Raw genomic sequence first — 21,250 nt, forward strand, 5'->3', positions numbered from 1 at the left:
GATCAGTCAGTGCCAGTCTTCTGGCGAAACTTCGCCACGCTGACCTGCGCCGGGAAAGGATCGCGGGACGGCTTATCGGGGAGCAGGGCGGCGATGCCGATGTCCCAGCCTTGTGCCACAGTGGAACCATGACCACGGCAGCGACCCCGGCGGCGCACCAGGACGAGGTGCTCCTGGACCTCGGCGGGCCGGTGGACCTTCCCCGGACGCTGTCGGTGCTGCAGCGCGGAGCCTCTGACCCGAGCATCCGGCTCGATCCCGGCGCAGCAGCGATGACCGGCGGCCCGCGCGGGACTCCTGGCGCGGGTGCGTGGATGTGTCAGCGGATCTATGACCGATCCGGGGTGCAGCTCGGAGCGGCGACCCTGCGCTTCGACCAGCGCAGCGCCTCCACCGTTCAGGTACGGGCCGCCGCAGCCGGTCCGGGCATCGACTCTGCGGTGGTGACCGATCTCGCCGCGCGGCGGGGCGCACAGATCCTCGGGATCCAGGACAGCTGGCAGGAGACCGAGCTGCTGCTCGATGCCCTCGGAGATCAGCTCTCCGCCGCCCTGGTCCGGGTGCGCCGACGACATCCGGGCGTGCGCCTGCCCGCCACCGGTGGGCTCTTCGACCAGCTGGTGACGGCGACCTTCGAGCAGAAGGTCACCCATGATCAGGCGCGCCACGGGTGGAGGCAGCTGCTGCGCCGCCACGGGGAGCACCCCCCGACCTCGGTCCTGGTGCCGACCCCGCCCTGGATGCGGCTGCCGCTGACCGGAGCGCAGCTTCGGCGGATCCCCTCCTGGGAGTGGCACCAGCTCTGGGTCCAGCCGGCCCTGTCCAAGACCATCCAGCTGGTCGCTGAACGCGCCAGGACGATTCACCAGCTCAGCGCGAACACCGGCGTGGAGACGGAGTCAGTGGCCGATCTGGGTCTGCGACTGCGCTCTATTCCCGGGATCGGGGAGTGGACGGTCGCCGAGGCGCTGCAGCGCTCCCACGGGGCGGCGGATCTTCCCTCCGTCGGGGACTATCACCTGAGCAACTTCGTCGGGGCCGCGATGACCGGTGCCCGCACGGACGACGCAGGCATGCTCCGCCTGCTGGCGCCCTATGCGCCGCACCGACAGCGCGTCATTCGACTGCTGAAGCTCTCGGGCTTCAGGGATCAGAAATATGGTCCGAAGCTGACCCCGGCGGATCACCGGGATCGCTGAGGCCTGGAGAGATCAGGCCTGCGGCTTCGGGTCCTGCTCGGCCTGGTCCTCGGCGATCTGCTTGTGCACCTCGGTCATGTCCAGGTCCTTCACCGCGGTGATGACCTCGGTGAGCTGCTCGGCATTCAGCGCGCCAGGCTGGGAGAAGACCAGGACCTTCTCGCGGAAGGCCATCAGGGTCGGGATCGAGGTGATGTTCGCTGCGGCGGCGAGCTCACGCTCGGCCTCAGTGTCGACCTTGGCGAAGGTGACATCGGGGTGCTGCTCGGAGACCTGGGAGTACACCGGGGCGAACTGCTTGCAGGGACCGCACCAGTCGGCCCAGAAGTCGACGAGCAGGATGTCGCTGTCCTCAAGGGTCTGCTGAAAGTCTGTCGTGGTCAGATCAGTGGTAGCCATGCCTCGCCACCCTACGCGAGCAGCGGCGCCTTGTCGGCCTCTCCCCTGGTGACGCGGGGCCACTTAAGCGCCCAGCGGAACCTGAGCAGGACCCACGAAGAAGGACGGTCCGGATCTTGTGATCCGAACCGCCCTTGAACTATGTGGTGGCAGATGAGGGATTCGAACCCCCGTAGGCGATGCCAGCTGATTTACAGTCAGCCCCCTTTGGCCGCTCGGGTAATCTGCCGTGCAACCACACGAAACCTCCCGAAGCAGATTTCGACGCCCCGTAAGAGGCACCCCATTACTTTAGCGACAACACTGGAAATTTTCGAATCCGACTGCATCACAGGGAGTAGGGTTGACTCCACCATCCACGCGTGCGTGGTGGCCCCGTTCTGATCATCCGCACTGGTGCAGGTCCGTACCCAGCACCCAGCATCAAGGAGCACCGTGGCCGATATCGAGGCCGAGACACTGGCTCGACACCTGAGTGAACGCAGCCCCAGCGGCATCGCTGAGCAGGTGCGGGAGCTGATCAGCGCCGGGACGCTCAGCGGAGGGATGCGTCTGCCCACCGTCCGCGACCTTGCCACGGAGATCGGCGTCAGCGTCGGCACCATCGCCCAGGCCTGGAGCCTGCTGCGGGAGTCCAACCTGGTGGAGACTCGCCGCCGCGGCGGGACCCGGATCGTGGAACCCGGCGACGTCGGCGGGCCGAGCTTTCGGAGCTGGTCCGGAGTCGACCTGCTGCACTGCAGCCCGGATCAGCGGCTTCTGCCCTCCTTGGAGGAGGGCATGGTGCGCAGCCTCAAGCAGCCGCAGCTGCACAGCTGGAGCCGGGAGCACATCCTGCCTGAGCTGCAGCGCGCGGTGGAGAAGAAGCTCGGACACCCGGCCGAGGGCCCCCGGGCACGCAGCTTCGCCGCCGTCTCCTCCGCCACCGAAGGCCTCTGGCTCGGGACCAGGTCCGTGACCAGCAGCGGTGACCTGATCGCGGTGGAGGAACCCGCCTCCCCCGGCTACCTCTCCGTGCCCAAGAGCCTCGGCCTGCGCACCATGGGGGTCCCGGTGGATGAACACGGCCCGGTCCCCGAGGCGCTGAAGAAGGCACTCGACGCCGGTGCCGTCGCGTTCGTGCACAGCCCCGGCGGCGCATTCTCTCCGCGTCACATCCTCAGCACTGAGCGCACCCAGGAGCTAGCGGCAGTGCTGGAATCCTCACCTGAGACCGTCATCATCGAAGAGGACCCGCTGGGCCCGCTGGCTGAGATGGACCCCTTCACCCATTCGTTGGACGCCCTCCTGCCCGAGCGCACCCTGCGTGTCATCGGCTTCGAACGCGCCTACGGCATGGACCTTCGCACTGCGGTCATGTCCGGCCCCAAGCGGCTCATCGCCGGGGCGATCGCCGAGCGCTCGGGCGGAGTCAGCTCGAACAGCCGCATCCTGCAGCACACGCTCGCCTTCCTGCTGCGCGATCCAGCTGCCGGTCGCCGGATCAACAGCGCCAGGACGCGCTACGCGAATCGCCGCAGGATGGCGCTCGAGGCCTTCACCGACGTCGGGCTCACCGCCCACGCGGGCCCGGCAAGCTGGGCGATCTGGGTGCAGGTCCCCGATGAGCGCACCGCAGCGCTCACGCTCAGCGCCCAGGGGGTCGTCACCGACGTCGGAACCAGCTCACACATGACCGAGCAGCCCACCGGGCTGCTGCGCATCTCCTGCGCCCAGCTGCCCGAGGACAAGGAGCTGCTCGATGGTCTGGCCCAGCTGGTGCTCCACGCCACCGAGGATGGCCTGAACTCCACCTTCGTCTGAGGAACGTCGCTTGACTCAAGACTCCGGGATCTGTTTTCAGAGCCGAACCTGGAGTCGTTCTTCATAGTGTGCGACCGCAGAAGAGGCGCTGTCCTGCCGGAGCGGCACCGCGGCCCAGGCCCAGATGCGCTCTTCCTCCGCGGCAGGAGCTGAGTCACCGTCGGAACAGTCCACACCCGCTCGGCGGTCCATCACGATTAGACTCAGCGGCACATATCCATGCCGATCAGGAGGTACACGTGGCTAAGGACTCAACGTTCGACGTCGTCTCGAAGGTGGACAAGCAGGAGGTCGCCAATGCGCTGAACCAGGCCCAGAAGGAGATCGCTCAGCGCTATGACTTCAAGGGCACCGGTGCAGAGATCGACTACTCCGGGGAGAAGCTCCTGATCAAGGCGAACTCCGAGGAGCGGGCCAAGGCCGTGGAGGACGTCTTCGGCTCGAAGCTGGTCAAGCGCGGCATCTCACTGAAGTCCTTCGACTCCGGAGAGCCCTACGCCTCCGGCAAGGAGTTCCGGATCGAGGGCACCATCAAGGAGGGCATCGACCAGCCCACCGCGAAGAAGATCACGAAGCTCATCCGCGATGAGGGCCCGAAGACCGTCAAGGCCACCATCCAGGGTGACGAGCTGCGCGTGACCTCGAAGTCCCGCGACGACCTGCAGGAGGTCATCGCGATGCTGAAGAACTTCGACGACGCCGACCTGCAGTTCGTCAATATGCGCTGACCCTCACCCGACACACCAAAAAACCCCGCTGATTGAGTTCTCCGGTGGATACGTATCCACCGGAAACCTCAACTGGCGGGGTTTATTGGTGTGTGAGGGGATCAGAAGATGATGCTCAGACCGATCAGCACCAGCGGGATGACGACGAACACGCCCAGCACCCAGGCGAAGGCCCAGACCTTCTTCTCGGCGGCCAGATCCGCCAGCCAGGTGGCGCCGCGCGGCGGGAGGTCCCGCAGCCAGGGGGTGCAGAAGATGATCAGGGTGGCCAGCACGTTGAAGAACAGGTGGGCCAGCGCCGCGGTCAGGGCGATCTCACCTGCAGGACCGTCGAACGCGAAGGCTGCGATCAGAGCCGTGACGGTGGTGCCGATGTTGGCCCCCAGGGTGAAGGGGTAGAGCTGCTTGAGCGTGAAGGCACCCGAGCCGGCCAGCGGCACGATCAGCGCGGTGGAGGTCGAGGAGGACTGCACCATCACGGTGACGACCGCACCGGAGCCGATGCCGGCGACGGGTCCGCGACCGATGGTGGAATGCAGCACCTGCTTGGCCTTGCCGACCAGCAGCACCTTGAGCAGCTTGCCGATGAAGTTGATCACCAGCAGGATCAGCACGATCGCGACGACGACCATGGCCACCCCGTGCCAGCTGCCCGGGATGAAGCTCAGCGAGTCCTCGATCAGGTTCGCCAGCGGCTTCGTGCCGGCCTTGATGGTGGAGCCGACACCTGCCAGCACGTAGGCGACAGGGCCGCCGTCGGTCCCAACGGCCAGACCGGCGGAGAAGGTGGAGAGACGCTCGAGCAGGCTGAACATCATCTCCAGCGGCAGGAAGATCAGCACGGCGATGAGGTTGAAGAAGTCATGCACGGTGGCGGCGGCGAAGCCGCGTCGGAAGGACTCCTGTTCGCGCACCATGCCGAGGCTGACCAGGGTGTTGGTCAAGGTGGTGCCGATGTTGGCGCCGAGCATGATCGGGATCGCGACCCCCAGCGGCAGCCCGCCGGCGACCAGGCCCACCGTCACCGAGGTGGTGGTCGAGGAGGACTGGGTCAGTGCCGTCGCGGCGATGCCGATCATCAGCCCGATGATCGGGTTGGTCGCGAAGGCGAAGAGGCTCTCGGCCTGATCCCCGGTGGCGATGCCGAATCCGGTGCCGATCACGTTGACCGCAGTGATCAGCACGTAGATGGCGAGGGCCACGGAGACCCAGTTCACCACGTCGAGCGTTCGCCCCGAGAGGCCGAACCGTTCGAAGGGGCTGAAGGGTCGCTTGGCGGGTGCTTCGTCTACAGTGCCGGCGACCCGCTGCGGGGCCTCCATCGACGGTGCGGACATGCAATCTCCTCTTGGAACACGAGCATTGGTGAGCCCTGCTTGAGTGTTGGCGCTGGCACATCCCGGATCCAGTCCTCGCATGTTGTGCGAGGTGGATCACAGGGGTCGATATCACTGCCGGATGAAGGGCCGTAGAACACTGTGCACCGCGTGCCCGACGAGCGTCACACGGGAAGGTGAACTGCAGGTGAACGATCAGCCGAAACCTGGCGAGCGTAGGATGTTGTTGGTCACAAGCGGGCCATCTCCACCCCTGATCCCTCCTAGGAGCGTCAATGCACCAGCACCACGGACGGCTGCGCACAGCTGGTCTGCTCGCGTTCCTCTTCGCGATGCTCCTGCTCGTCGGCGCCGTGATCGCCTATGCCACCCAGACCCCCGGAATGATCTTCGTCTTCGGGCTGATCGGCCTGGTCTCCGTGGCCTACTCCTACTGGAACTCAGACAAGATCGCACTGAAGGCGATGAAGGCCTACCCGGTGACCCGGGAGCAGGCGCCTCAGCTCTACCAGATGGTCGAAGACCTCGCGCAGCGCGCCCAGCAGCCTGCACCGCGGATCTTCATCGCGCCGGCCCCCACTCCGAACGCCTTCGCGACAGGACGCAACCCGGAGAACGGCGTCGTCTGCTTCACTGAGGGCATCCTGAACCTGCTCAACGAGCGCGAGCTGCGCGGGGTCACCGGACATGAGCTCATGCACGTGTACAACCGCGACATCCTGATCTCCTCGGTGGCCGCGGCAGTCGCCGGGTTCCTCACCACGATCAGCCAGTTCTTCCTGCTCTTCGGCGGTGGCCGCGGCAACAACCAGGGCGGCAACCCGCTGGCGCTGGTCGGTGCGATCGTCGCGGTGTTCCTGATGCCGGTGGCGGCGAGCCTGATCCAGATGGCGGTCAGCCGCACCCGGGAGTACGACGCCGACGCCGACGGCGCCGCGCTCACCGGAGATCCGCTGGCGCTGGCCTCAGCCCTGGACAAGCTGGAGCGCGGGATCTCGCGCTACCCGCTCAAGGAAGACCCCAAGCACGACGCGCATGCCCACATGATGATCGCCAACCCCTTCGGCGCCCGGGCGAAGAAGCTCTTCAGCACCCACCCGCCGATGCCCGAGCGCATCGCCCGGCTCGAAGCCATGGCTGGCCACAGCCCGAGCTGAGCCATTCCGCGCATGAGAATGCCCCCGCGCCGACGGCGCGGGGGCATTCTCATGCGCGCTTGCGCGGGGCGGCTCTCCGCCGGCAGGATCTCAGCTCTCGCGGGAGATGCGGATCATGTCTTCGCGATCGACGACCTTGACCCGTTCCCTGGCGCCGCCGTCGGGCAGCGGACCGTAGGACTCGCCCAGCGAGATCTCGTGGGCGTCGAGCTTCTGCCAGCCGTCCCAGGTGGTGTACTCCACCCCGCGGGATTCGAGCAGCTCGATCACCGCGTCCTCGGCCGGCTCAGGCGCCACGGGCAGGTGGTGCAGGTCCTCGAGCAGGCAGCCGATGGTCTCCAGAGCGTCGCCCTTGGTGTGGCCGATCAGCCCGACCGGGCCGCGCTTGATCCATCCGGTGGCGTAGATGCCGGGGACGTGGGCGCCGTCGTCGTCCTTGACCCGTCCGGCTTCGTTGATCAGCACGCCGCGCAGCTCATCAAAGGGCAGCCCGGGGATCACTGAGCCGAGGTAGCCCACCGCGCGGTAGACCGCCTGGACGTCGAAGTCCTGGAACTCCCCGGTGCCGCGCACACTGCCCGTGCCGTCGAGCTCCATGCGCTCGAAGCGGATGCCCGCGACGGCGCCGGTGCCCTGGCCGGCCTCGTCGGTGCCCTCGAGGATCTCCACCGGCTGCAGCAGGAAGTGCAGGTGAAGCTTCCGGGAGGCCTCCGTCTCGCGCTCCTCCTGCTCCACCAGCCAGTTGCCCAGGGTGTTGACCATGGTCTTGACCTGGTTGTTGGTCTTGATCGCCTCGTCGGAGCCGGCGTCGAAGTCGAAGTCCTCCTCGTAGAGGACGATGTCGACGTCGCGGCTGTGGGAGAGCTCGCGCAGCTCCAGCGGGGTGAACTTCACCTGAGCCGGGCCGCGTCGACCGAAGACGTGGACGTCGGTGACCGGGGAGGTCTTGAGCCCGTTGTAGACGTTCTCCGGGATCTCGGTGGTGAGCATGTCCTCGGCGTGCTTCGAGAGCACCCGGGCCACGTCCAGGGCGACGTTGCCGTTGCCGATCACTGCCACGCGCTCGGCGGTCAGCGGCCAGTCGCGCGGGTAGTCGGGGTGGCCGTCGTACCAGGAGACGAAGTCGGCGGCGCCGAAGCTGCCCTGCAGCTCGATGCCGGGGATGTTCAGCTCGGCGTCCTTGATCGCGCCGGTGGCGAAGATCACGGCGTCGTAGTGCCGGCGCAGGTCCTCCAGGGTGAGGTCCTTGCCGATCTCCACATTGCCGATCAGCCGGATGTCGCCGCGGTCCAGCACCTTGTGCAGCGCCTTGACGATTCCCTTGATCCGCGGATGATCAGGGGCGACGCCGTAGCGGATCAGCCCGAAGGGGGCCGGATACCGGTCGTAGAGGTCGATGCTGAACTCAAAGTCGCTCTTCTTCTGCGCCTTGGCCAGGATGTCGGAGGCATAGACGCCTGCGGGGCCGGCTCCGACGACGGCGACTCGGATAGCCCGGCCTGCTGGCCGCTGCGAGGAATTCTGGGACACGGATAGGTTCCTTCTGATTGATTAACTCAGCACAGTATGCCGTATTGGGGTGAACGTCGGCGGCGAATGACTCTGTTCCCGGTCTTCTAGACTGAAGTCATGGCTGATATGTTCCTCGACAAGTTCCGCGCCCTGGTGCCCACCTATCTCGACGCGAAGTGGACCCCTGCCGAGGGTCTCACCGTCGAGGAGCTGCGCCAGATGATCGCCGATTCCGAGCTGCCCGATGATCTCAAGGCGCGTCCGCGGCTGCCGCAGGTGCTCGAGGAGTTCTACCTCGCGCTGGGCCGCTGCGAGGAGATCATGGAGGCCTATCACTTCTTCTTCGATCCCGATGAGCTCGTCGTCGAGGACGGACATCTGCTCTTCCTCGAGGACGAGGAGGAGCGCTGGGCCTGGGGCGTCGACGTGGACACCCTCGACGTCCCGGATCCGCTGATCGTGCGGCGCAGCAGCAACTCCGGCATGTGGAACGACGAGGGCGCAACGGTCAGCGAGTTCATCTTCGACCTGCTGGAGTTCTCCTTCGAGGAGGAGGACAACCCGTGAGTGCCCCCGATCTGGCGCAGCTCTGGAGCTCCCACGCCCCGCCGGGCTACTCCTGCCCGTTCTGCGGGCTGGCCCGCGGCGAGGTGGACCACCCCGCGAACCGCTGCGAGCTCAGCGACCTGGTCTACCAGGACCCCGAGCTGATGGTCTTCATGGCCTGTGACGGCTTCGGTCCGCATGAGGGCCACGCGATGATCACCCCGGTGCGGCACCGCGAGACGCTCTATGACCTCGACGACGCGCTGCTGGCGAAGATCGCGATCATGTCCCGCGAGGTCTCCAAGGCGATGAAGCTGGCCTGGAAGCCGGAGGGCACCTCCGTGCGCCAGCACAATGAGCCGGCCGGGAACCAGCACGTGTGGCACTACCACCTGCATGTGTTTCCCCGCTACGCCGATGACATGCTCTACCGGCAGGTCAGGCACCCGGTCGACGTCGCGGTCCGCGCCGAGAAGGCGCTCCAGCTGCGCGCGGCGTTGGATCAGGTGCTGGCCAGCAGCAGCTGAACCCCGCGGCTGGATCAGCCGTCGCGCTCGACCACGGCGTCGGCGAAGGAGACCAGCGCGGACTTCACGGTGCTCTCAGGCAGCTCGACGATCGCCTGCTTGGCCCGCTCGGCCCAGCTGTGCGCCACCTGCCAGGACTGCTCGGTCACCGGGTGGGCGACGACGGCGGCCACCGCCTGCGCCAGCGCCTCGTCCGAGCTGAGGTCGGCGTCGATCATGGCCAGCAGCGCGGCTGCGTCCTGCCGGCTCTGCGGCGAGGAGCCGTCCTCGGCCTGCTGGCGCAGCAGCAGCACCGGGAGTGTGGCCACGCCTTCGCGCAGGTCGGTCCCCGGGGTCTTCCCGGATGACTCGGGATCGGCGGTGAGGTCGATGACGTCATCGGCGAGCTGGAAGGCCACGCCGACCGCCTCGCCGTAGTTCTGCAGCATCGCGGTGGTCTGCGCGGAGCAGCCCCCGAAGTGCGCCCCGAGCCGAGAGGCGGCGGCGACGAGCGAACCGGTCTTGTCACCGATCACGCGCAGGTAATGGGCGTAGGCGTCCTCACCGGCCTGCGGGCCGACGGTCTCGTGGAGCTGCCCCATGACCAGGCGCTCGAAGGTCTGCGCCTGGATCTCCGAGGCCTCCACCCCGAGCTCGGACATCAGCCGTGAGGCCCGGGCCAGGATCAGGTCCCCGGTGAGGATCGCCACGGAGTTTCCCCACACCTGGTGGGCGGCAGGCGCCCCGCGGCGCACCGGAGCAGAGTCCATCACGTCATCGTGGTAGAGCGTGGCCAGATGAGTCATCTCCATGACCGCGGCCGCACGACGGACCCGGTCATCGACACCGTTGCCGAGCATCGAGGTCAGCACCGTGAGCAGCGGGCGGACCCGCTTGCCGCCGGCCTGGGCGAGGTACCGCGCTGAGGCGTTCACCAGTTCATCGGCGCTGGCCAGGGAGCCGAGGAGATCCTCCTCGACCCGGGTCAGGGCCTCGGCGACCTCGGCGGCGAGCGTCTCGTCGTCGGCCAGGACGTCGAACCCTGCCGGGAGCTTCGCGGTCAGGGGATCAGCTGCGGATTCATTCATCGGTGTCTAGCCTATCCAGAGTCAGGATGCGGGGAGGGCGCTGGGCTTGGTGGCGTGATGAATCGCAACGATTCCACCGCTGAGGTTCCGGTACTTCACCGCGGCGTACCCGGCGGCGGAGATCTCGGCGGCCAGATGGTCCTGATCGGGCCAGGCCCGGATGGACTCGGCCAGGTAGACGTAGGCCTCCGGGTTGGATGACACGGCCCGGGCGGTCGGCGGCAGCGCCCGCATCAGGTACTCGTTGTAGACGGTGTTGAAGACCTTGTTCGTGGGGTCGGAGAACTCCATCACGGCGAGCCGTCCTCCAGGTCTGGTGACCCGCAGCATCTCGCGCAGCCCGGCCAGCGGGTCCACGATGTTACGCAGTCCGAAGGAGATCGTGACGGCGTCGAAGGTGTCGTCGGCGAAGGGCAGGTTCATCGCGTCTCCGGCGATGAAGGTCATGTCCGGGCGGCGTCGCTTGCCCACCTGGAGCATGCCGGAGGAGAAGTCGCAGGCCACTGCCGTCGCACCGGCGTCATGGAAGGGCTCGGTGGAGCTTCCGGTGCCAGCGGCGAGGTCAAGAACCCGCTCACCTGGGGTGACGTCGAGCGCGGCGACGAGCTTCTTGCGCCAGCGCTTGGTCTGGCCCAGCGAGAGCACGTCATTGGTGAGGTCGTAACGGTCGGCGACCTCGTCGAACATCGAGGCGACGTCCTCGGGCTTCTTCGCGAGGCTTGCGCGGCTTCCGGTGCTGGGGCGATTCACCTTGACATTCTCCCACATGCGCGGATCGCTCCCGCCGCCATGTCCTAGACTTGTCCAGCCATGACAGCGCTCCCCGGTTCCCTCGACGCCACCACGCTGGTGGTGGATCTGCCCCCGGGAACCACGCTGGCGGACATGCTGCCGGCCCTGGATCCCAGCGGCGTCTGGCTGCTGCGCGGTGAGGGGCTGATCGGTCTGGGCACCGCTGCGCACATCAGGACACGGGGCGCGGAGCGTTTCGCGGAGCTGGCGGAATGGCATGAGCAGCATCTGGCCCCGCTGGCCCAGGTCTCCCCGCTGCCGGAGGAGCTGACCGGGATCCCCGGCGCCGGCCCGGTGGCGCTGACCTCGATCACCTATTCCTCGGCCTCGGCCGCGGACTCACACCTGATCCTGCCCGAGCTGATCCTCGGCTCCGCCGAGGGCAGGGCGTGGATCACGACTGTGATCCGTCCCTCGGCGCTGGACGAGAGCTTCGAGGCTGAGGACGACGACGACGCGGCGCTGCGCCGGGTCCATGGTCTCCTGGCCAGGCATTCCCTGCAGCTTCAGGGCCGCCGGCTGAGTCTGGTCCCGTCACACAGCGTCGGTTCACACAGCGACGGTTCACACAGTGCGGGGCAGACGGACCGGCTCGACGCCGCCGCCGCGACCTCGCTGATCCAGGGCACCCATTCGGAGCAGCACTACCTGCGGGCCGTGCGCTCCGGGGTCCAGGCGATCGGGCACCGCCGGCTGGAGAAGCTGGTGCTGGCCCGCGACGTCGTCGTCGCCGCCGATGCCCCGCTGGCTCCCGGTCCGGTGCTGGCCGCGCTGGCCGCTGACTATGCCGACTGTTGGACCTATCTGGCCGGCGACGTGTTGGGGGCGACCCCGGAGATGCTGGTGAAGATCCGCGGTCGCGAGCTCTCCGCCCGGGTGCTCGCCGGCACCGTGGACGGCGGCACCGGACTGGAACAGGCCCGCGCCATGCTGCTGGAGGACCCCAAGCAGCGCGATGAGCACCGGCTGGCGGCCCAGTCGCTGCTGGACCAGCTGGCCCCGGTGGCGCAGCACCTGCACGCCCAGGATCCTCCAGCGGTGCTCCAGCTGCCCAACGTCTTCCACCTCTCCACCGATGTGACCGGTCAGCTCACCGCCCAGACCCCTGCGCTGCTGGTGGCCGAGCGCGCCCACCCCACTGCCGCGATCTGCGGCACCCCCACGGCCACCGCCGCCGAGCTGATCTCCACCCTGGAGGGACTCGACCGCGGGGCCTTCTCCGGGCCGGTGGGCTGGATCGATGCCTATGGCAACGCCGACTTCGGGATTGCGCTGCGCGGCGGGATCCTGGAGGAGCAGGGAACCCAGATCAGGCTCTTCGCGGGCTGTGGGATCGTGGCCGGATCGGTCCCCGAGGAGGAGCTCGCCGAGACCTGGGCCAAGATGCGCCCGATGCTCGGAGCCCTCGGCGTGCGCCAGCCCTGACCCGGCGCCGGGTCGCCAGAGGTCGGCGGAGGTCCTCAGAGCTCGGCGGAGGCGGCGCGTAGTCTGGCGTGGAAGTCGCGCAGCACGGTCCTGTCGGTGCGCACCTCGATGATCCGGATGCCCACCCGGTCCTCGAGACCGGAGAGTCCCTCGCCGAGGGACTCGAGATCCTCCGCGTAGTGGTACTCGTGGCCGTAGGCATCGGCGAGCGCCTCGATGTCCACGGTCTGGGGCGTGCCGAAGAACCGCTCCACCGCCTCGGCCTGGCCCTCCCGGCGCCCGACCGCCCCGTGCTCGAGCTGATCGAAGATCGCACCCCCGGAGTCGTTGACCACCACGATGTCCAGGTCCGGCTCGCGTTCGGTGGTCGGCAGCAACAGCGCGTTGACGTCGTGGAGGAAAGTCAGGTCCCCGACCAGCGCGGTGACCCGGGTGCTGCGGGCCAGTGCGATCCCGGAGGCGGCGGAGAGGTTGCCGTCGATGCCGGCGAGACCGCGCATCGCGTAGACCCGGCGGGCATCGTCGCGGGCGCCCAGCACGGTGCGGTTGAGCACCGCGGCCAGGTCCACGTCGCGGATCACCGAGGAGGAGCCCAGCAGCAGCGGGGTCTTCACGGTCTCGGCCACGTACTGCGCCACCCGCACCGAGGAGAGCTCCCCCTGGGCGAGGGCCTCCTGCTCGGTCAGTGCGGCGTCGATGAGCCGCTGCGCCGCGAGTCCGCGCTCGGTCCAGGCGTCATGCCAGCCTAGAGGGGCCATCGCGGCGAACTGCGCGAGGGCGAGCACGTCGGACAGCTGCCGGCGGGCGAGCCGGTGATCGAACCAGGCCTCCCCGCCGGGGGCGTACTGCACCGCCTCGACGTCGTCCCGGTTGATCAGCTGCTGGACCGGACGGGTCAGGGTGGGCCGGCCGGCGACGACGACGCGTTCGATGCTTCCCGCCAGGACGCTGGCGGGGGAACCCTCCGGTGCCTGCAGGATCAGCCGGTACCCCTGGATGGTGCCCAGATCGCTCCAGCGCGCATCGCTGCTGGGCTCGGCGAGCAGCGGGTGCCCGAGCCGCCGGGCCAGCTCGCGCGCCTCGGCCGGGGCATCGGCGCCCATGACGAAGACCGTGCGCGAGGTGCCCAGCCCGGCCTCGAACCTCGCCGCCGCCTCGGCCGGTGACTCGACCGGTGACTCGGCCGGCGACTCGGCCGGCGCCTCGGCCGGTGACTCAGGACGTGACCCGGCCGGGGAGTCGGGTTCCGCCGCGGCGGGATTCAGCGTGGCGGCTGCCTCACCACGGGCCTCAGCAGGTGTCCCACCGGCACGCTCCCCCGGGGCCCCGGCCGCAGGTGTTCCCGTGGCCGAGCTCCCGGACCTGAGGATCTCGGTGCCGATGATCTCCGCGCGCAGCTGCTCGGCGGAGTCGGTGCCTCGGCTGCGCGGAAGGAAGGGGGTCCGGGCCCAGCGCTGGGCTCCGCTCTTGCGTCCCTCCCCCGGTGCGGCGGGGACCAGCGGATCGCGGAACCCGATGTTCAGGTGCACCGGACCGGGGGCGGACCCGGTCGCGACGCGCAGCAGCAGCCCCACCTGGGTCTCGGCGGCGAGCATGTCATCGCGTGACTCCGGCTCCAGCCGCGCCTCGCCCTGTTCGAGGTGGATCTCATCTCGCACCCGACCGGCGAACATCCCCTGCTGCCAGGTGGTCTGGTTCGCGCCGGTGCCGTGCAGCTCCTCGGGCCGGTCCGCAGTGATCGCCACCAGCGGGATCCCGGAGAGATCGGCCTCCATCATCGCCGGCAGCAGGTTCCCCGCCGCCGTGCCGGAGGTGGTCACGACCCCGGCCGGGGACTTCGTCGCCATCGCCATCCCGAGCGCGGTGAACGCCGCGGAACGCTCATCGATGCGCACATGCACGGTGATCGCGCCGAGCGCCTCGGCCTCGCGCAGCGCATACGCCATCGGCGCCGACCGCGAGCCCGGGGCCAGCACGATGTGCCGCATGCTCATGGTGAGCCCGCGGATCACCCGCCGGGCCAGGCGCAGGGACTCCACGTCGTAGGCGTCATCGAACTCACGGAACGGGCGCCGGGGTGTGGTCATGTGCTCAATCCTAGAAGCTCCGCGGCGAGCACCCGGTGGGCGGCACGCAGCCGGTCGATCCACCACTGCGCCCGCTCGGGACTGACCCGGTGACGGTGAAGCAGGTCCGACGACGGCGTCACCGCACCGGGGGCCGCCAGCACGCCGGCGACCGGGATCAGCGGAGCGTGGGTCACGTCGTGCTCGAACAATGCGGCGGTGCCGAGCCCGCAGGCGTAGGGCAGGCTGGGCAGCCGGGCGGCCAGCGCGAGGCCTGCGGCCAGGCCCACCGAGGTGTCCAGCGCCGAGGACACCACCGCGTCGAGGCCGGCCTGCTCCACGATCTGCAGCGCCCGCTCCACCCCGCCGAGCGGGGGGACCTTGACCACGATCAGGTCCGCCGCGCCGAGCCTGGCCACTCGCAGCGGGTCCTCTGCCTTGCGCACCGCCTCGTCGGCGGCGATCCGCAGCGGCACCCCCGCAGAGGTGACTCCCGCGGCGGCGAGCGCCTCGCGCAGATCCGCCAGCGGCTCCACCCCGGCCACCGGCTGTTCGGCGTATTCGAAGCGCCCTCCGGAGACCTCGGCAAGCCGCTCCAGGGCCGGCACGGCTTCGGCGATGCTCCAGCCGCCGTTGGCGTCCGCGCGCAGCCCTGCATCGGGGGCGAGCCGGCGCACCTCACGGAACCGGGCGACGTCGTCGTCGAGGGTCTGACCGGGTTCAGCGACCTTGATCTTCACCGCCGGGATCGACTCCACCGCGCCGAAGCGGGTCAGCACCGACTCGACCTGGTCCGGGGAGACTGCCGGCATGGTGGCATTGATCGGGATATGGGTCCGCAGCGGTGTCCCGAACCCCCGCCAGCCCGCTTCGATCCCCGCGCGCAGCCACTGCGCGGACTCGCCGGCGCCGTACTCCGGGAACGGCGCGAACTCGCCCCAGCCGGCCGGTCCGCGGAAGAGCATCGCCTCGCGGCGGGTCTGACCGCGAAAGCGGGTGCGCAGCGGCAGCGAGACCACATGCGCCTGGGCCAGGATCTCCTCCACCTCGGGAAGCTGCCAGCTGACGTTCAGGCCTGCGGGGCCCGGGGTGTGGTGATCCATGCCGTTCAGTCTAGGCAGGGGTGGACCTGCGATACTGATGGACATGTCAGCTGCCCGCGCACTTCGTCCCCCGGCCCGGCGCACAGGCCTGTGGATCGTCTCAATCCTTCTCTGCTGCGCGGTCTTCATCGCCGTCTACGAGTACTTCGTCCGCTCCAACTCGGGGCAGTGGGTGGAATACGCGATGCTCGACGCCGCGGCGGAGCGGGTGACCTCGCTCTCCGAGCGCGGCTTCGACCTGTGGTGGCTGAGCCCGGTGATCATCGCGCTGCCGGCGGTGATCTTCCTGGTGATCGTGCTGGCCCGGCAGCGCTTCCTGGCGGCGCTGATCGCGGCTGCCACGGTGGTGGGCGCGAATCTCTCCACCCAGGTGCTCAAGACCCTCTGGCTCGACCGCCCCGACCTCGACAACGGCGTCCCCTACTGGACCGGCAATTCCCTGCCCTCCGGGCACACCACCCTGGCGGCGTCGATGGCGGTGGCGGTCTTCCTGGTCAGTTCCCCGCGACAGCGTCCCTTCGTCGCGGTGCTGGCCGCGTTCTACGCCGGACTGGTGGGTGCCTACACGTTCACCGAGACCTGGCACCGCCCGGCCGACGTGATCGCGGCCTACCTGGTGGTGGCCGTCTGGGCCCTGATCGGTGGCTGGCTGGTCATGCGCACCGGCCCCGAATGGAACACCGCGGTGGTGGACTATGAGCCCGAGACCGCCCCGCTGGCCGGACTCGCCTGGTTCCTCGGCGTGACCCTGACCGTGGTGGCGGTGCTGTGCTTCCTCTTCTCCGGGGGCTGGAGCGGGATCGCGCTCGCCGGGGAGGAGCCCAGCCTCTGGCACTGGTTCGCGGGGCTGTTCTTCTCCATCGGCCCGGGCTTCCTGATGGCCGCCGCCGGGATCAACCTGTTCGGCGCGGAGACCGGCCGGCGCCAGCGCGGCGCCCCCGTCCCCTCCCCGAAGGGTGAGACGGTGCACTACCCGATCCCACCCGAGTTCACCGAGCTCTACCGAGTCTGAGCCGGCGACGACGCGGTCTGCGCGCCCGTCGCTCAGCGGCCGCGCAGCCGGGTGATGAGCTCTCGGGACTCTCCCGGCCCGTAGGGCACGATCGGGATCGCCTTGGTGGCGTCGTTGACCGAATCGCGGATGGCCTGGGATGACACGTTGTAGCCCTGCTGCATCCTCCGGCGCATCGAAGCGACGAAGTCGGCGTCGACCTCGTGCCCGTGACCGGGGATGAAGCGGCGGTAGGCCCCTGCCATGGACCACAGCCGGCCGAGCGCGCGGACCCATTCCTTCGGGTAGGAGTCATGGAACTCCGGGTCATCGCCCTCCCGGACCAGGTCCCCGCAGAACATGATCCCGGCGGAGCCCTCGGCGCTGACGCCGACCACCAGATCTCCCTGGGTGTGGCCCCGGCCCAGATGCTCGACGACGACGTCGACGCCTCCTCCCAGCTGCAGCGTCACCGGCTCCGCGGAGACCAGGTCGGTCGCGGTCACCACCCCGGCGTCGGCATGGGCGAGGATGCGCTGCACGCCGTGGCGGCGCAGGAAGTCATTGGCCCCGATGTGGTCGGGGTGGCCGTGGGTGCTGACCACGACCAGTTCGGCGGAGCTGAGCTCACGCACTGCAGCCAGCAGTGCTTCATGGTCACCCTCGGCCGGACCCGGGTCGATGAGGACGGCGGTGTCCTCCCCCAGGATCAGTCCGACGTTGAGCGGCGTGGGGCCTCCTAGCTCGGCGAGGAAGACGTGGTCGTCCAGGCGGCGGAAGAGCGCAGATTCGGGAGCGTGGTCCATCGTGATCACCTTCTGTGAAACCGTAGTTTCCCCCATTCTGCCTCACCATCCGAACACAGGCTGGGAGGAGGCTTGGGGTGCCGTGGGCGGTAGAGTCAGCCCATTATGACTAATGACGATCTTCTCTCTACGATCAGCCTGATCGAGGACTCCGCGTGGACGTGGCTCGGCATTCCCGTGATCGTCTTCGTGGGCCTCTACCTCGGCTTCCGCACCCGGCTGGTCCAGCTGCGCCACATCCCGGACATGTTCCGGGCCATCACCGACAAGGCCACCAGCGACGAGAACGGCCGCACCCGATCGCTGTCAGCCTTCCAGACCTTCACCATCACCGCCTCCGCACGAGTGGGCACCGGCAACATAGCCGGCGTGGCCGGTGCGATCGCCCTGGGCGGCCCCGGGGCCGTGTTCTGGATGTGGCTGATGGCCATCTTCACCTCGGCGGCCTCCTTCGTGGAGTCCACCCTGGCTCAGCTCTATAAGGTCCGCCGCTTCGACACCTTCAAGGGTGGGCCCGCCTATTACATCGAGCGTGGGCTGGGAACCCGCTCCGGCGGCATCGTCTTCGCGTTGATCTTCATCTTCTGCTTCGCGCTCTCCTTCACCTCGCTGCAGTCCAACACGATCGTCGACGCCGCGACCGGTGCGGCCACCGAGCTGGGCATGGATGACACCACCAGCCTGGTCTGGATCCTCGCCGTGGTGCTCACCGGGCTCACCGGGCTCGTGGTCCTAGCCGGACTGCGCCGAGTGGCGCAGGTGACCCAGCGGGTCGTCCCGATCATGGCGATGACCTACATCCTGCTGGGACTGGTCGTGGTGGCGTTCAACATCGAAGCGATCCCGGCGGTGTTCGGGATGATCTTCGGCGAGGCGTTCAACTTCACCTCCGCGGCGGGCGGCGCCCTCGGCGCGATGATCTCCGCCGGCGTCCAGCGCGGCATGTTCTCCAACGAGGCCGGCATGGGCTCGGTCCCCAACGTCGCGGCCACCGCCGACGTGTCACACCCGGTCAAGCAGGGGCTCGTGCAGACCCTGGGGGTCTACCTGGACACGCTGATCATCTGCTCGGTCACTGCGTTCATCATCCTGGTGACCTTCCCGGATCAGGCGTTCCGGGCTGAGACCAACGTCGGCGGTGAGCTGACGCAGGCGGCGCTGACCGCGAACTTCGGAGCCTTCGGCGCGATCGCGCTGGCGGTCATCATCCTGCTGCTGGCCTTCACCTCGATCCTGGGCAACTACTCCTACGGTGAGATGAACGTGCTGTTCATCTCGAACTCCGAGAAGAGCCGCAAGATCTATGCGGTGGCACTCACCGGCGTCGTCTTCCTCGGCGCGATCATCCCGGTGGACCTGGCCTGGGCCATCGCCGGTGTGACGATGGTCATCATCGCGCTGTACAACCTGGTCGTGATCACTCTGCTGGGCGGCACCGCCGTGCGCCTGCTCAAGCACTATGAGGCGCAGAAGCGACAGGGTCTCGATCCGCTGTTCCTCGCCTCTGACATGCCGGATCTGCGCAACATCGAGTGCTGGACCGAGGCCGACATGGCCGACCACCGGACTGAGCCTGCACCCGCGACGTCACCCGAGTCAGAGTCGGAGCGCGCGCACACCCACCGCTGAGAGGTGCGGCAGAATAGCCGCATGCCTTTGTACCAGAGAAACCCGGCCTTCCACCTCGAGCGGTGGGTGGCCGGGTTTCTGCTGTGTGTGGCGCTCTTCGGGGTGCTCTACCTCGGCGCGGTCCGCACCGGACCGGGCCAGCTGCTGGACCAGATGATGCAGCGCACCGCCTCCGGGACCTGGAATCCGCTGCCGCCGCTGAGCCCGCAGAACGACTGGATCACCGCCTGGATCCTGCTGCCGCCAGCGCTGGCCTGCGCGGCACTGGCGCATCAGCGCGGGCCCCACCAGCGCTGGCTCATCCTGCTGTGCGGGGCCGCGGTGGCGCTGGGCGCCAATGTCACCACGCAGGTGATCAAGCTGGTCTGGTCTGGGCGGCCCACGTTGGTGAGTCTGAGCTCGGAGTGGCCGGCCAACTCGCTTCCGAGCGGTCACACGACCATGGCCGCGGGGGCCGCGGCGGCGGCGTTCCTGATCTGCCGACCACGGGACCGCGCCTTCTGGGGGGTCCTGGCCGGGCTCTGGGCCGCCGGGTGGGGCGGCTACATCTATATCGAGGGCTGGCACCTGCCCAGCGACATGATGGCGGCCTACCTGGTGGTGGCGGCGTGGACGCTGCTCGGCGGAGCCGTGGTGCATCACGTGGAGGCGCGAGACCCGGAACTCGCGCCGCTGCCCGCGGAACCGGGAATCCCCGGGGGACGTCAGGCGGGACTGTCCCTGACGCTCGGCGTGATGGGCACCGTGCTCGGGCTCGCCGCGCTGCTCGGGCCGGTGGCTCGCCATGGGCTGGCCGAGGCGACCGCCTCACCGACACCGTGGCTGTTCCTGGCCGGAGCCGCATTGTCCTCCGCGCCGGCACTTCTGCTCAGCGCGGCGCTGATTCCCCTGTTCTCCAGCGAGACCCGGCGGCTGACCCGCACTGCTCGGAAGGCCTGAAGGCTCCTCGCCGGGCAGAGCAGAACCGCCCGGTCCACAAGTGAACCGGGCGGCGAGCAACGGGTGCGCAGGGCCCCGTGCTGCGGGCCTGCCGAGACCCAGAAAGGGTCAGCGGGGGCGGTACTGGTTCATGATCGGGCAGTCCATCGGGTCGGCGTAGCCGAGACCCACGCGGTTGAGGTAGGTGACCACCATTCCGTAGGACTGGACCAGTCCGGTCGCGGTGTAGCTGATGCCCCTCTCGGCGCAGAACTCCTCAACGATCGGCTTGACCTTGTGCAGGTTGGGGCTGGGCATCCGCGGGAAGAGGTGGTGCTCGATCTGCAGGTTCAGCCCGCCCATGGCCACATCCATGGCCCGACCGCCCTTGATGTTGCGGGAGGTCAGCACCTGGCGGCGCAGGAAGTCCATGTCGGAATCCTTGGGGATGATCGGCATGCCCTTGTGGTTCGGGGCGAAGCTGCCACCCATGTAGACGCCGAAGACCAGCAGCTGCACGGCCAGGAAGCCGAGTGCCAGGCCGGGGCTCATGGCCAGGAAGATCAGCACCGGGAAGCCGATCAGCCGCACGGCCAGCATGGCCAGCTCGGTCTTGCGGCGCTTGAGCTTCTTGGCGGTGAATACGGTCTTGAGCGCGTTGTAGTGCAGCGCGATCGCGAAGAGGGTCAGCAGCGGGAAGAACATCCAGCCCTGACGGCGGGCGAGCCAGCCCATGAAGCCGGTGCGCTGCGCAGCGTCCTCGGCGACGAAGACCAGGGCGCCGGGGGCGATGTCGCCATCCTTGCCGATGGTGTTCGGGTTGGCGTGGTGCCTGCCGTGCTTCTTGGTCCACCAGCCGTAGGACAGGCCCACGATGAGGTTGCCGGTGACCCGGCCGAACCACTCGTTGCGCTTGCCGGTGCGGAAGACCTGCTGGTGTGCGCCGTCATGGGAGAGGAAGGCGACCTGGGTGAGCAGTATCCCGAAGAACGCGGCGAGGGCGAGCTGCCAGAGACTGTCACCGAGGGTGAACATCGCCACGAAGGCACCGGCGAAGGCCAGGGTCAGCACGATCACGCGGAGCACGTAGCTGGAGGCGCCGCGGTCCATCAGGCCCTCATCCTTGACCCGCTGGGCGAGTTCGAAGAATTCGTTGACCTGCTTGTTACCTGCTGGGCGCACCCGCTCGGGGCGGCCCTGCGCGGCCTCCGACCGTGTCTCAGTGATTGTCATGCTCCTACGTTA

The 21,250-nt window shown here is 68.5% G+C and carries 19 protein-coding genes and 1 tRNA gene; 10 read left to right on the plus strand and 10 right to left on the minus strand.

What is annotated here, in order from left to right; translation table 11 throughout:
* The first annotated feature begins 128 nt into the window (after window positions 1-128).
* Window positions 129-1,199 (plus strand): DNA-3-methyladenine glycosylase family protein, encoded by a 1,071-nt coding sequence (locus LTH93_RS07840; RefSeq protein WP_241465436.1) that lies wholly within the window; start codon window positions 129-131, stop codon window positions 1,197-1,199.
* Window positions 1,200-1,211: 12 nt separating this feature from the next.
* Here the strand turns inward: LTH93_RS07840 and trxA are convergent, their stop codons facing one another.
* A complete protein-coding gene (gene trxA / locus LTH93_RS07845; protein ID WP_241465437.1) occupies window positions 1,212-1,598 on the minus strand; it encodes a thioredoxin in 387 nt (128 codons plus the stop codon).
* Window positions 1,599-1,742: 144 nt separating this feature from the next.
* Window positions 1,743-1,827, minus strand: a tRNA-Tyr gene (locus LTH93_RS07850).
* A gap of 206 nt (window positions 1,828-2,033) precedes the next feature.
* Here LTH93_RS07850 and LTH93_RS07855 point away from each other — a divergent pair.
* Together LTH93_RS07855 and LTH93_RS07860 are read left to right on the plus strand one after the other, a co-directional pair.
* Window positions 2,034-3,401 (plus strand): GntR family transcriptional regulator, encoded by a 1,368-nt coding sequence (locus tag LTH93_RS07855; RefSeq protein WP_241465438.1) that lies wholly within the window; start codon window positions 2,034-2,036, stop codon window positions 3,399-3,401.
* 239 nt (window positions 3,402-3,640) lie between these two features.
* The gene (locus LTH93_RS07860) at window positions 3,641-4,129 is read left to right on the plus strand and encodes a YajQ family cyclic di-GMP-binding protein (RefSeq protein ID WP_241465439.1); all 489 of its coding nucleotides are present in this window, start codon (window positions 3,641-3,643) and stop codon (window positions 4,127-4,129) included.
* Window positions 4,130-4,230: 101 nt separating this feature from the next.
* Here LTH93_RS07860 and LTH93_RS07865 read toward each other — a convergent pair whose 3' ends face one another.
* The gene (locus LTH93_RS07865; protein WP_241465440.1) at window positions 4,231-5,466 is read right to left on the minus strand and encodes a Na/Pi symporter; all 1,236 of its coding nucleotides are present in this window, start codon (window positions 5,464-5,466) and stop codon (window positions 4,231-4,233) included.
* Between the two features lie 275 nt (window positions 5,467-5,741).
* Between LTH93_RS07865 and LTH93_RS07870 the strand changes: the two genes are divergently transcribed.
* Entirely contained in the window at window positions 5,742-6,623 is an 882-nt protein-coding gene (locus LTH93_RS07870) for a M48 family metalloprotease (protein ID WP_241470596.1), read from the plus strand.
* Between the two features lie 90 nt (window positions 6,624-6,713).
* Here LTH93_RS07870 and LTH93_RS07875 read toward each other — a convergent pair whose 3' ends face one another.
* On the minus strand, window positions 6,714-8,153 hold the full coding sequence (locus LTH93_RS07875) for an FAD-dependent oxidoreductase (protein WP_241465442.1): 1,440 nt from the start codon (window positions 8,151-8,153) through the stop codon (window positions 6,714-6,716).
* 99 nt (window positions 8,154-8,252) lie between these two features.
* Between LTH93_RS07875 and LTH93_RS07880 the strand changes: the two genes are divergently transcribed.
* Window positions 8,253-8,702 (plus strand): hypothetical protein, encoded by a 450-nt coding sequence (locus tag LTH93_RS07880; RefSeq protein WP_241465443.1) that lies wholly within the window; start codon window positions 8,253-8,255, stop codon window positions 8,700-8,702.
* A complete protein-coding gene (locus LTH93_RS07885) occupies window positions 8,699-9,208 on the plus strand; it encodes an HIT family protein (RefSeq protein ID WP_241465444.1) in 510 nt (169 codons plus the stop codon). Before LTH93_RS07880 ends, LTH93_RS07885 begins: the two co-directional genes overlap by 4 nt.
* Window positions 9,209-9,222: 14 nt before the next feature.
* Here the strand turns inward: LTH93_RS07885 and LTH93_RS07890 are convergent, their stop codons facing one another.
* A complete protein-coding gene (locus LTH93_RS07890; protein ID WP_241465445.1) occupies window positions 9,223-10,275 on the minus strand; it encodes a polyprenyl synthetase family protein in 1,053 nt (350 codons plus the stop codon).
* A gap of 21 nt (window positions 10,276-10,296) precedes the next feature.
* Window positions 10,297-11,025, minus strand: a complete 729-nt coding sequence (locus tag LTH93_RS07895; RefSeq protein ID WP_342357729.1) for a demethylmenaquinone methyltransferase — start codon at window positions 11,023-11,025, stop codon at window positions 10,297-10,299.
* 60 nt (window positions 11,026-11,085) lie between these two features.
* Here LTH93_RS07895 and LTH93_RS07900 point away from each other — a divergent pair, with 60 nt between their 5' ends.
* Window positions 11,086-12,492 carry an isochorismate synthase gene (locus tag LTH93_RS07900; protein WP_241465446.1) on the plus strand — a complete coding sequence of 469 codons (1,407 nt, stop codon included), beginning with the start codon at window positions 11,086-11,088 and terminating at the stop codon, window positions 12,490-12,492.
* A 35-nt stretch (window positions 12,493-12,527) separates the two neighbouring features.
* Here the strand turns inward: LTH93_RS07900 and menD are convergent, their stop codons facing one another.
* Both menD and LTH93_RS07910 read right to left on the minus strand, forming a co-directional pair.
* A complete protein-coding gene (gene menD / locus LTH93_RS07905) occupies window positions 12,528-14,579 on the minus strand; it encodes a 2-succinyl-5-enolpyruvyl-6-hydroxy-3-cyclohexene-1-carboxylate synthase (RefSeq protein WP_241470597.1) in 2,052 nt (683 codons plus the stop codon).
* Window positions 14,576-15,661, minus strand: a complete 1,086-nt coding sequence (locus tag LTH93_RS07910) for an o-succinylbenzoate synthase (RefSeq protein WP_241470598.1) — start codon at window positions 15,659-15,661, stop codon at window positions 14,576-14,578. Before LTH93_RS07910 ends, menD begins: the two co-directional genes overlap by 4 nt.
* A 43-nt stretch (window positions 15,662-15,704) precedes the next feature.
* Between LTH93_RS07910 and LTH93_RS07915 the strand changes: the two genes are divergently transcribed.
* Entirely contained in the window at window positions 15,705-16,673 is a 969-nt protein-coding gene (locus tag LTH93_RS07915; protein WP_241465449.1) for a phosphatase PAP2 family protein, read from the plus strand.
* 32 nt (window positions 16,674-16,705) lie between these two features.
* Here the strand turns inward: LTH93_RS07915 and LTH93_RS07920 are convergent, their stop codons facing one another.
* Window positions 16,706-17,458: an MBL fold metallo-hydrolase gene (locus LTH93_RS07920; RefSeq protein WP_241465450.1), complete on the minus strand. Its 753-nt coding sequence runs from the start codon at window positions 17,456-17,458 to the stop codon at window positions 16,706-16,708.
* Window positions 17,459-17,563: 105 nt separating this feature from the next.
* On the opposite strand from LTH93_RS07920, the gene LTH93_RS07925 reads away from it, so the two are divergent.
* The gene (locus LTH93_RS07925) at window positions 17,564-19,087 is read left to right on the plus strand and encodes an alanine/glycine:cation symporter family protein (RefSeq protein ID WP_241470599.1); all 1,524 of its coding nucleotides are present in this window, start codon (window positions 17,564-17,566) and stop codon (window positions 19,085-19,087) included.
* Between the two features lie 21 nt (window positions 19,088-19,108).
* Entirely contained in the window at window positions 19,109-20,026 is a 918-nt protein-coding gene (locus LTH93_RS07930; protein ID WP_241470600.1) for a phosphatase PAP2 family protein, read from the plus strand.
* A gap of 108 nt (window positions 20,027-20,134) precedes the next feature.
* Here the strand turns inward: LTH93_RS07930 and LTH93_RS07935 are convergent, their stop codons facing one another.
* Window positions 20,135-21,238 (minus strand): fatty acid desaturase family protein, encoded by a 1,104-nt coding sequence (locus LTH93_RS07935; RefSeq protein WP_241470601.1) that lies wholly within the window; start codon window positions 21,236-21,238, stop codon window positions 20,135-20,137.
* Window positions 21,239-21,250 lie beyond the last annotated feature (12 nt).

Origin of the sequence: Nesterenkonia sp. DZ6, assembly GCF_022565835.1 — a bacterium.
Classification (GTDB): domain Bacteria; phylum Actinomycetota; class Actinomycetes; order Actinomycetales; family Micrococcaceae; genus Nesterenkonia.

What these genes read in the sequence shown, in the direction of transcription:
- LTH93_RS07910 (WP_241470598.1), bottom strand. Translation starts at nt 15,661, where the DNA reads ATGGATCACCACACCCCGGGCCCCGCAGGCCTGAACGTCAGCTGGCAG.
- LTH93_RS07920 (WP_241465450.1), bottom strand. Translation starts at nt 17,458, where the DNA reads ATGGACCACGCTCCCGAATCTGCGCTCTTCCGCCGCCTGGACGACCAC.
- LTH93_RS07900 (WP_241465446.1), top strand. Translation starts at nt 11,086, where the DNA reads ATGACAGCGCTCCCCGGTTCCCTCGACGCCACCACGCTGGTGGTGGAT.
- LTH93_RS07865 (WP_241465440.1), bottom strand. Translation starts at nt 5,466, where the DNA reads ATGTCCGCACCGTCGATGGAGGCCCCGCAGCGGGTCGCCGGCACTGTA.
- LTH93_RS07890 (WP_241465445.1), bottom strand. Translation starts at nt 10,275, where the DNA reads ATGAATGAATCCGCAGCTGATCCCCTGACCGCGAAGCTCCCGGCAGGG.
- LTH93_RS07840 (WP_241465436.1), top strand. Translation starts at nt 129, where the DNA reads ATGACCACGGCAGCGACCCCGGCGGCGCACCAGGACGAGGTGCTCCTG.
- menD (WP_241470597.1), bottom strand. Translation starts at nt 14,579, where the DNA reads ATGACCACACCCCGGCGCCCGTTCCGTGAGTTCGATGACGCCTACGAC.
- LTH93_RS07925 (WP_241470599.1), top strand. Translation starts at nt 17,564, where the DNA reads ATGACTAATGACGATCTTCTCTCTACGATCAGCCTGATCGAGGACTCC.
- LTH93_RS07935 (WP_241470601.1), bottom strand. Translation starts at nt 21,238, where the DNA reads ATGACAATCACTGAGACACGGTCGGAGGCCGCGCAGGGCCGCCCCGAG.
- LTH93_RS07915 (WP_241465449.1), top strand. Translation starts at nt 15,705, where the DNA reads ATGTCAGCTGCCCGCGCACTTCGTCCCCCGGCCCGGCGCACAGGCCTG.
- LTH93_RS07930 (WP_241470600.1), top strand. Translation starts at nt 19,109, where the DNA reads ATGCCTTTGTACCAGAGAAACCCGGCCTTCCACCTCGAGCGGTGGGTG.
- LTH93_RS07870 (WP_241470596.1), top strand. Translation starts at nt 5,742, where the DNA reads ATGCACCAGCACCACGGACGGCTGCGCACAGCTGGTCTGCTCGCGTTC.
- LTH93_RS07880 (WP_241465443.1), top strand. Translation starts at nt 8,253, where the DNA reads ATGGCTGATATGTTCCTCGACAAGTTCCGCGCCCTGGTGCCCACCTAT.
- trxA (WP_241465437.1), bottom strand. Translation starts at nt 1,598, where the DNA reads ATGGCTACCACTGATCTGACCACGACAGACTTTCAGCAGACCCTTGAG.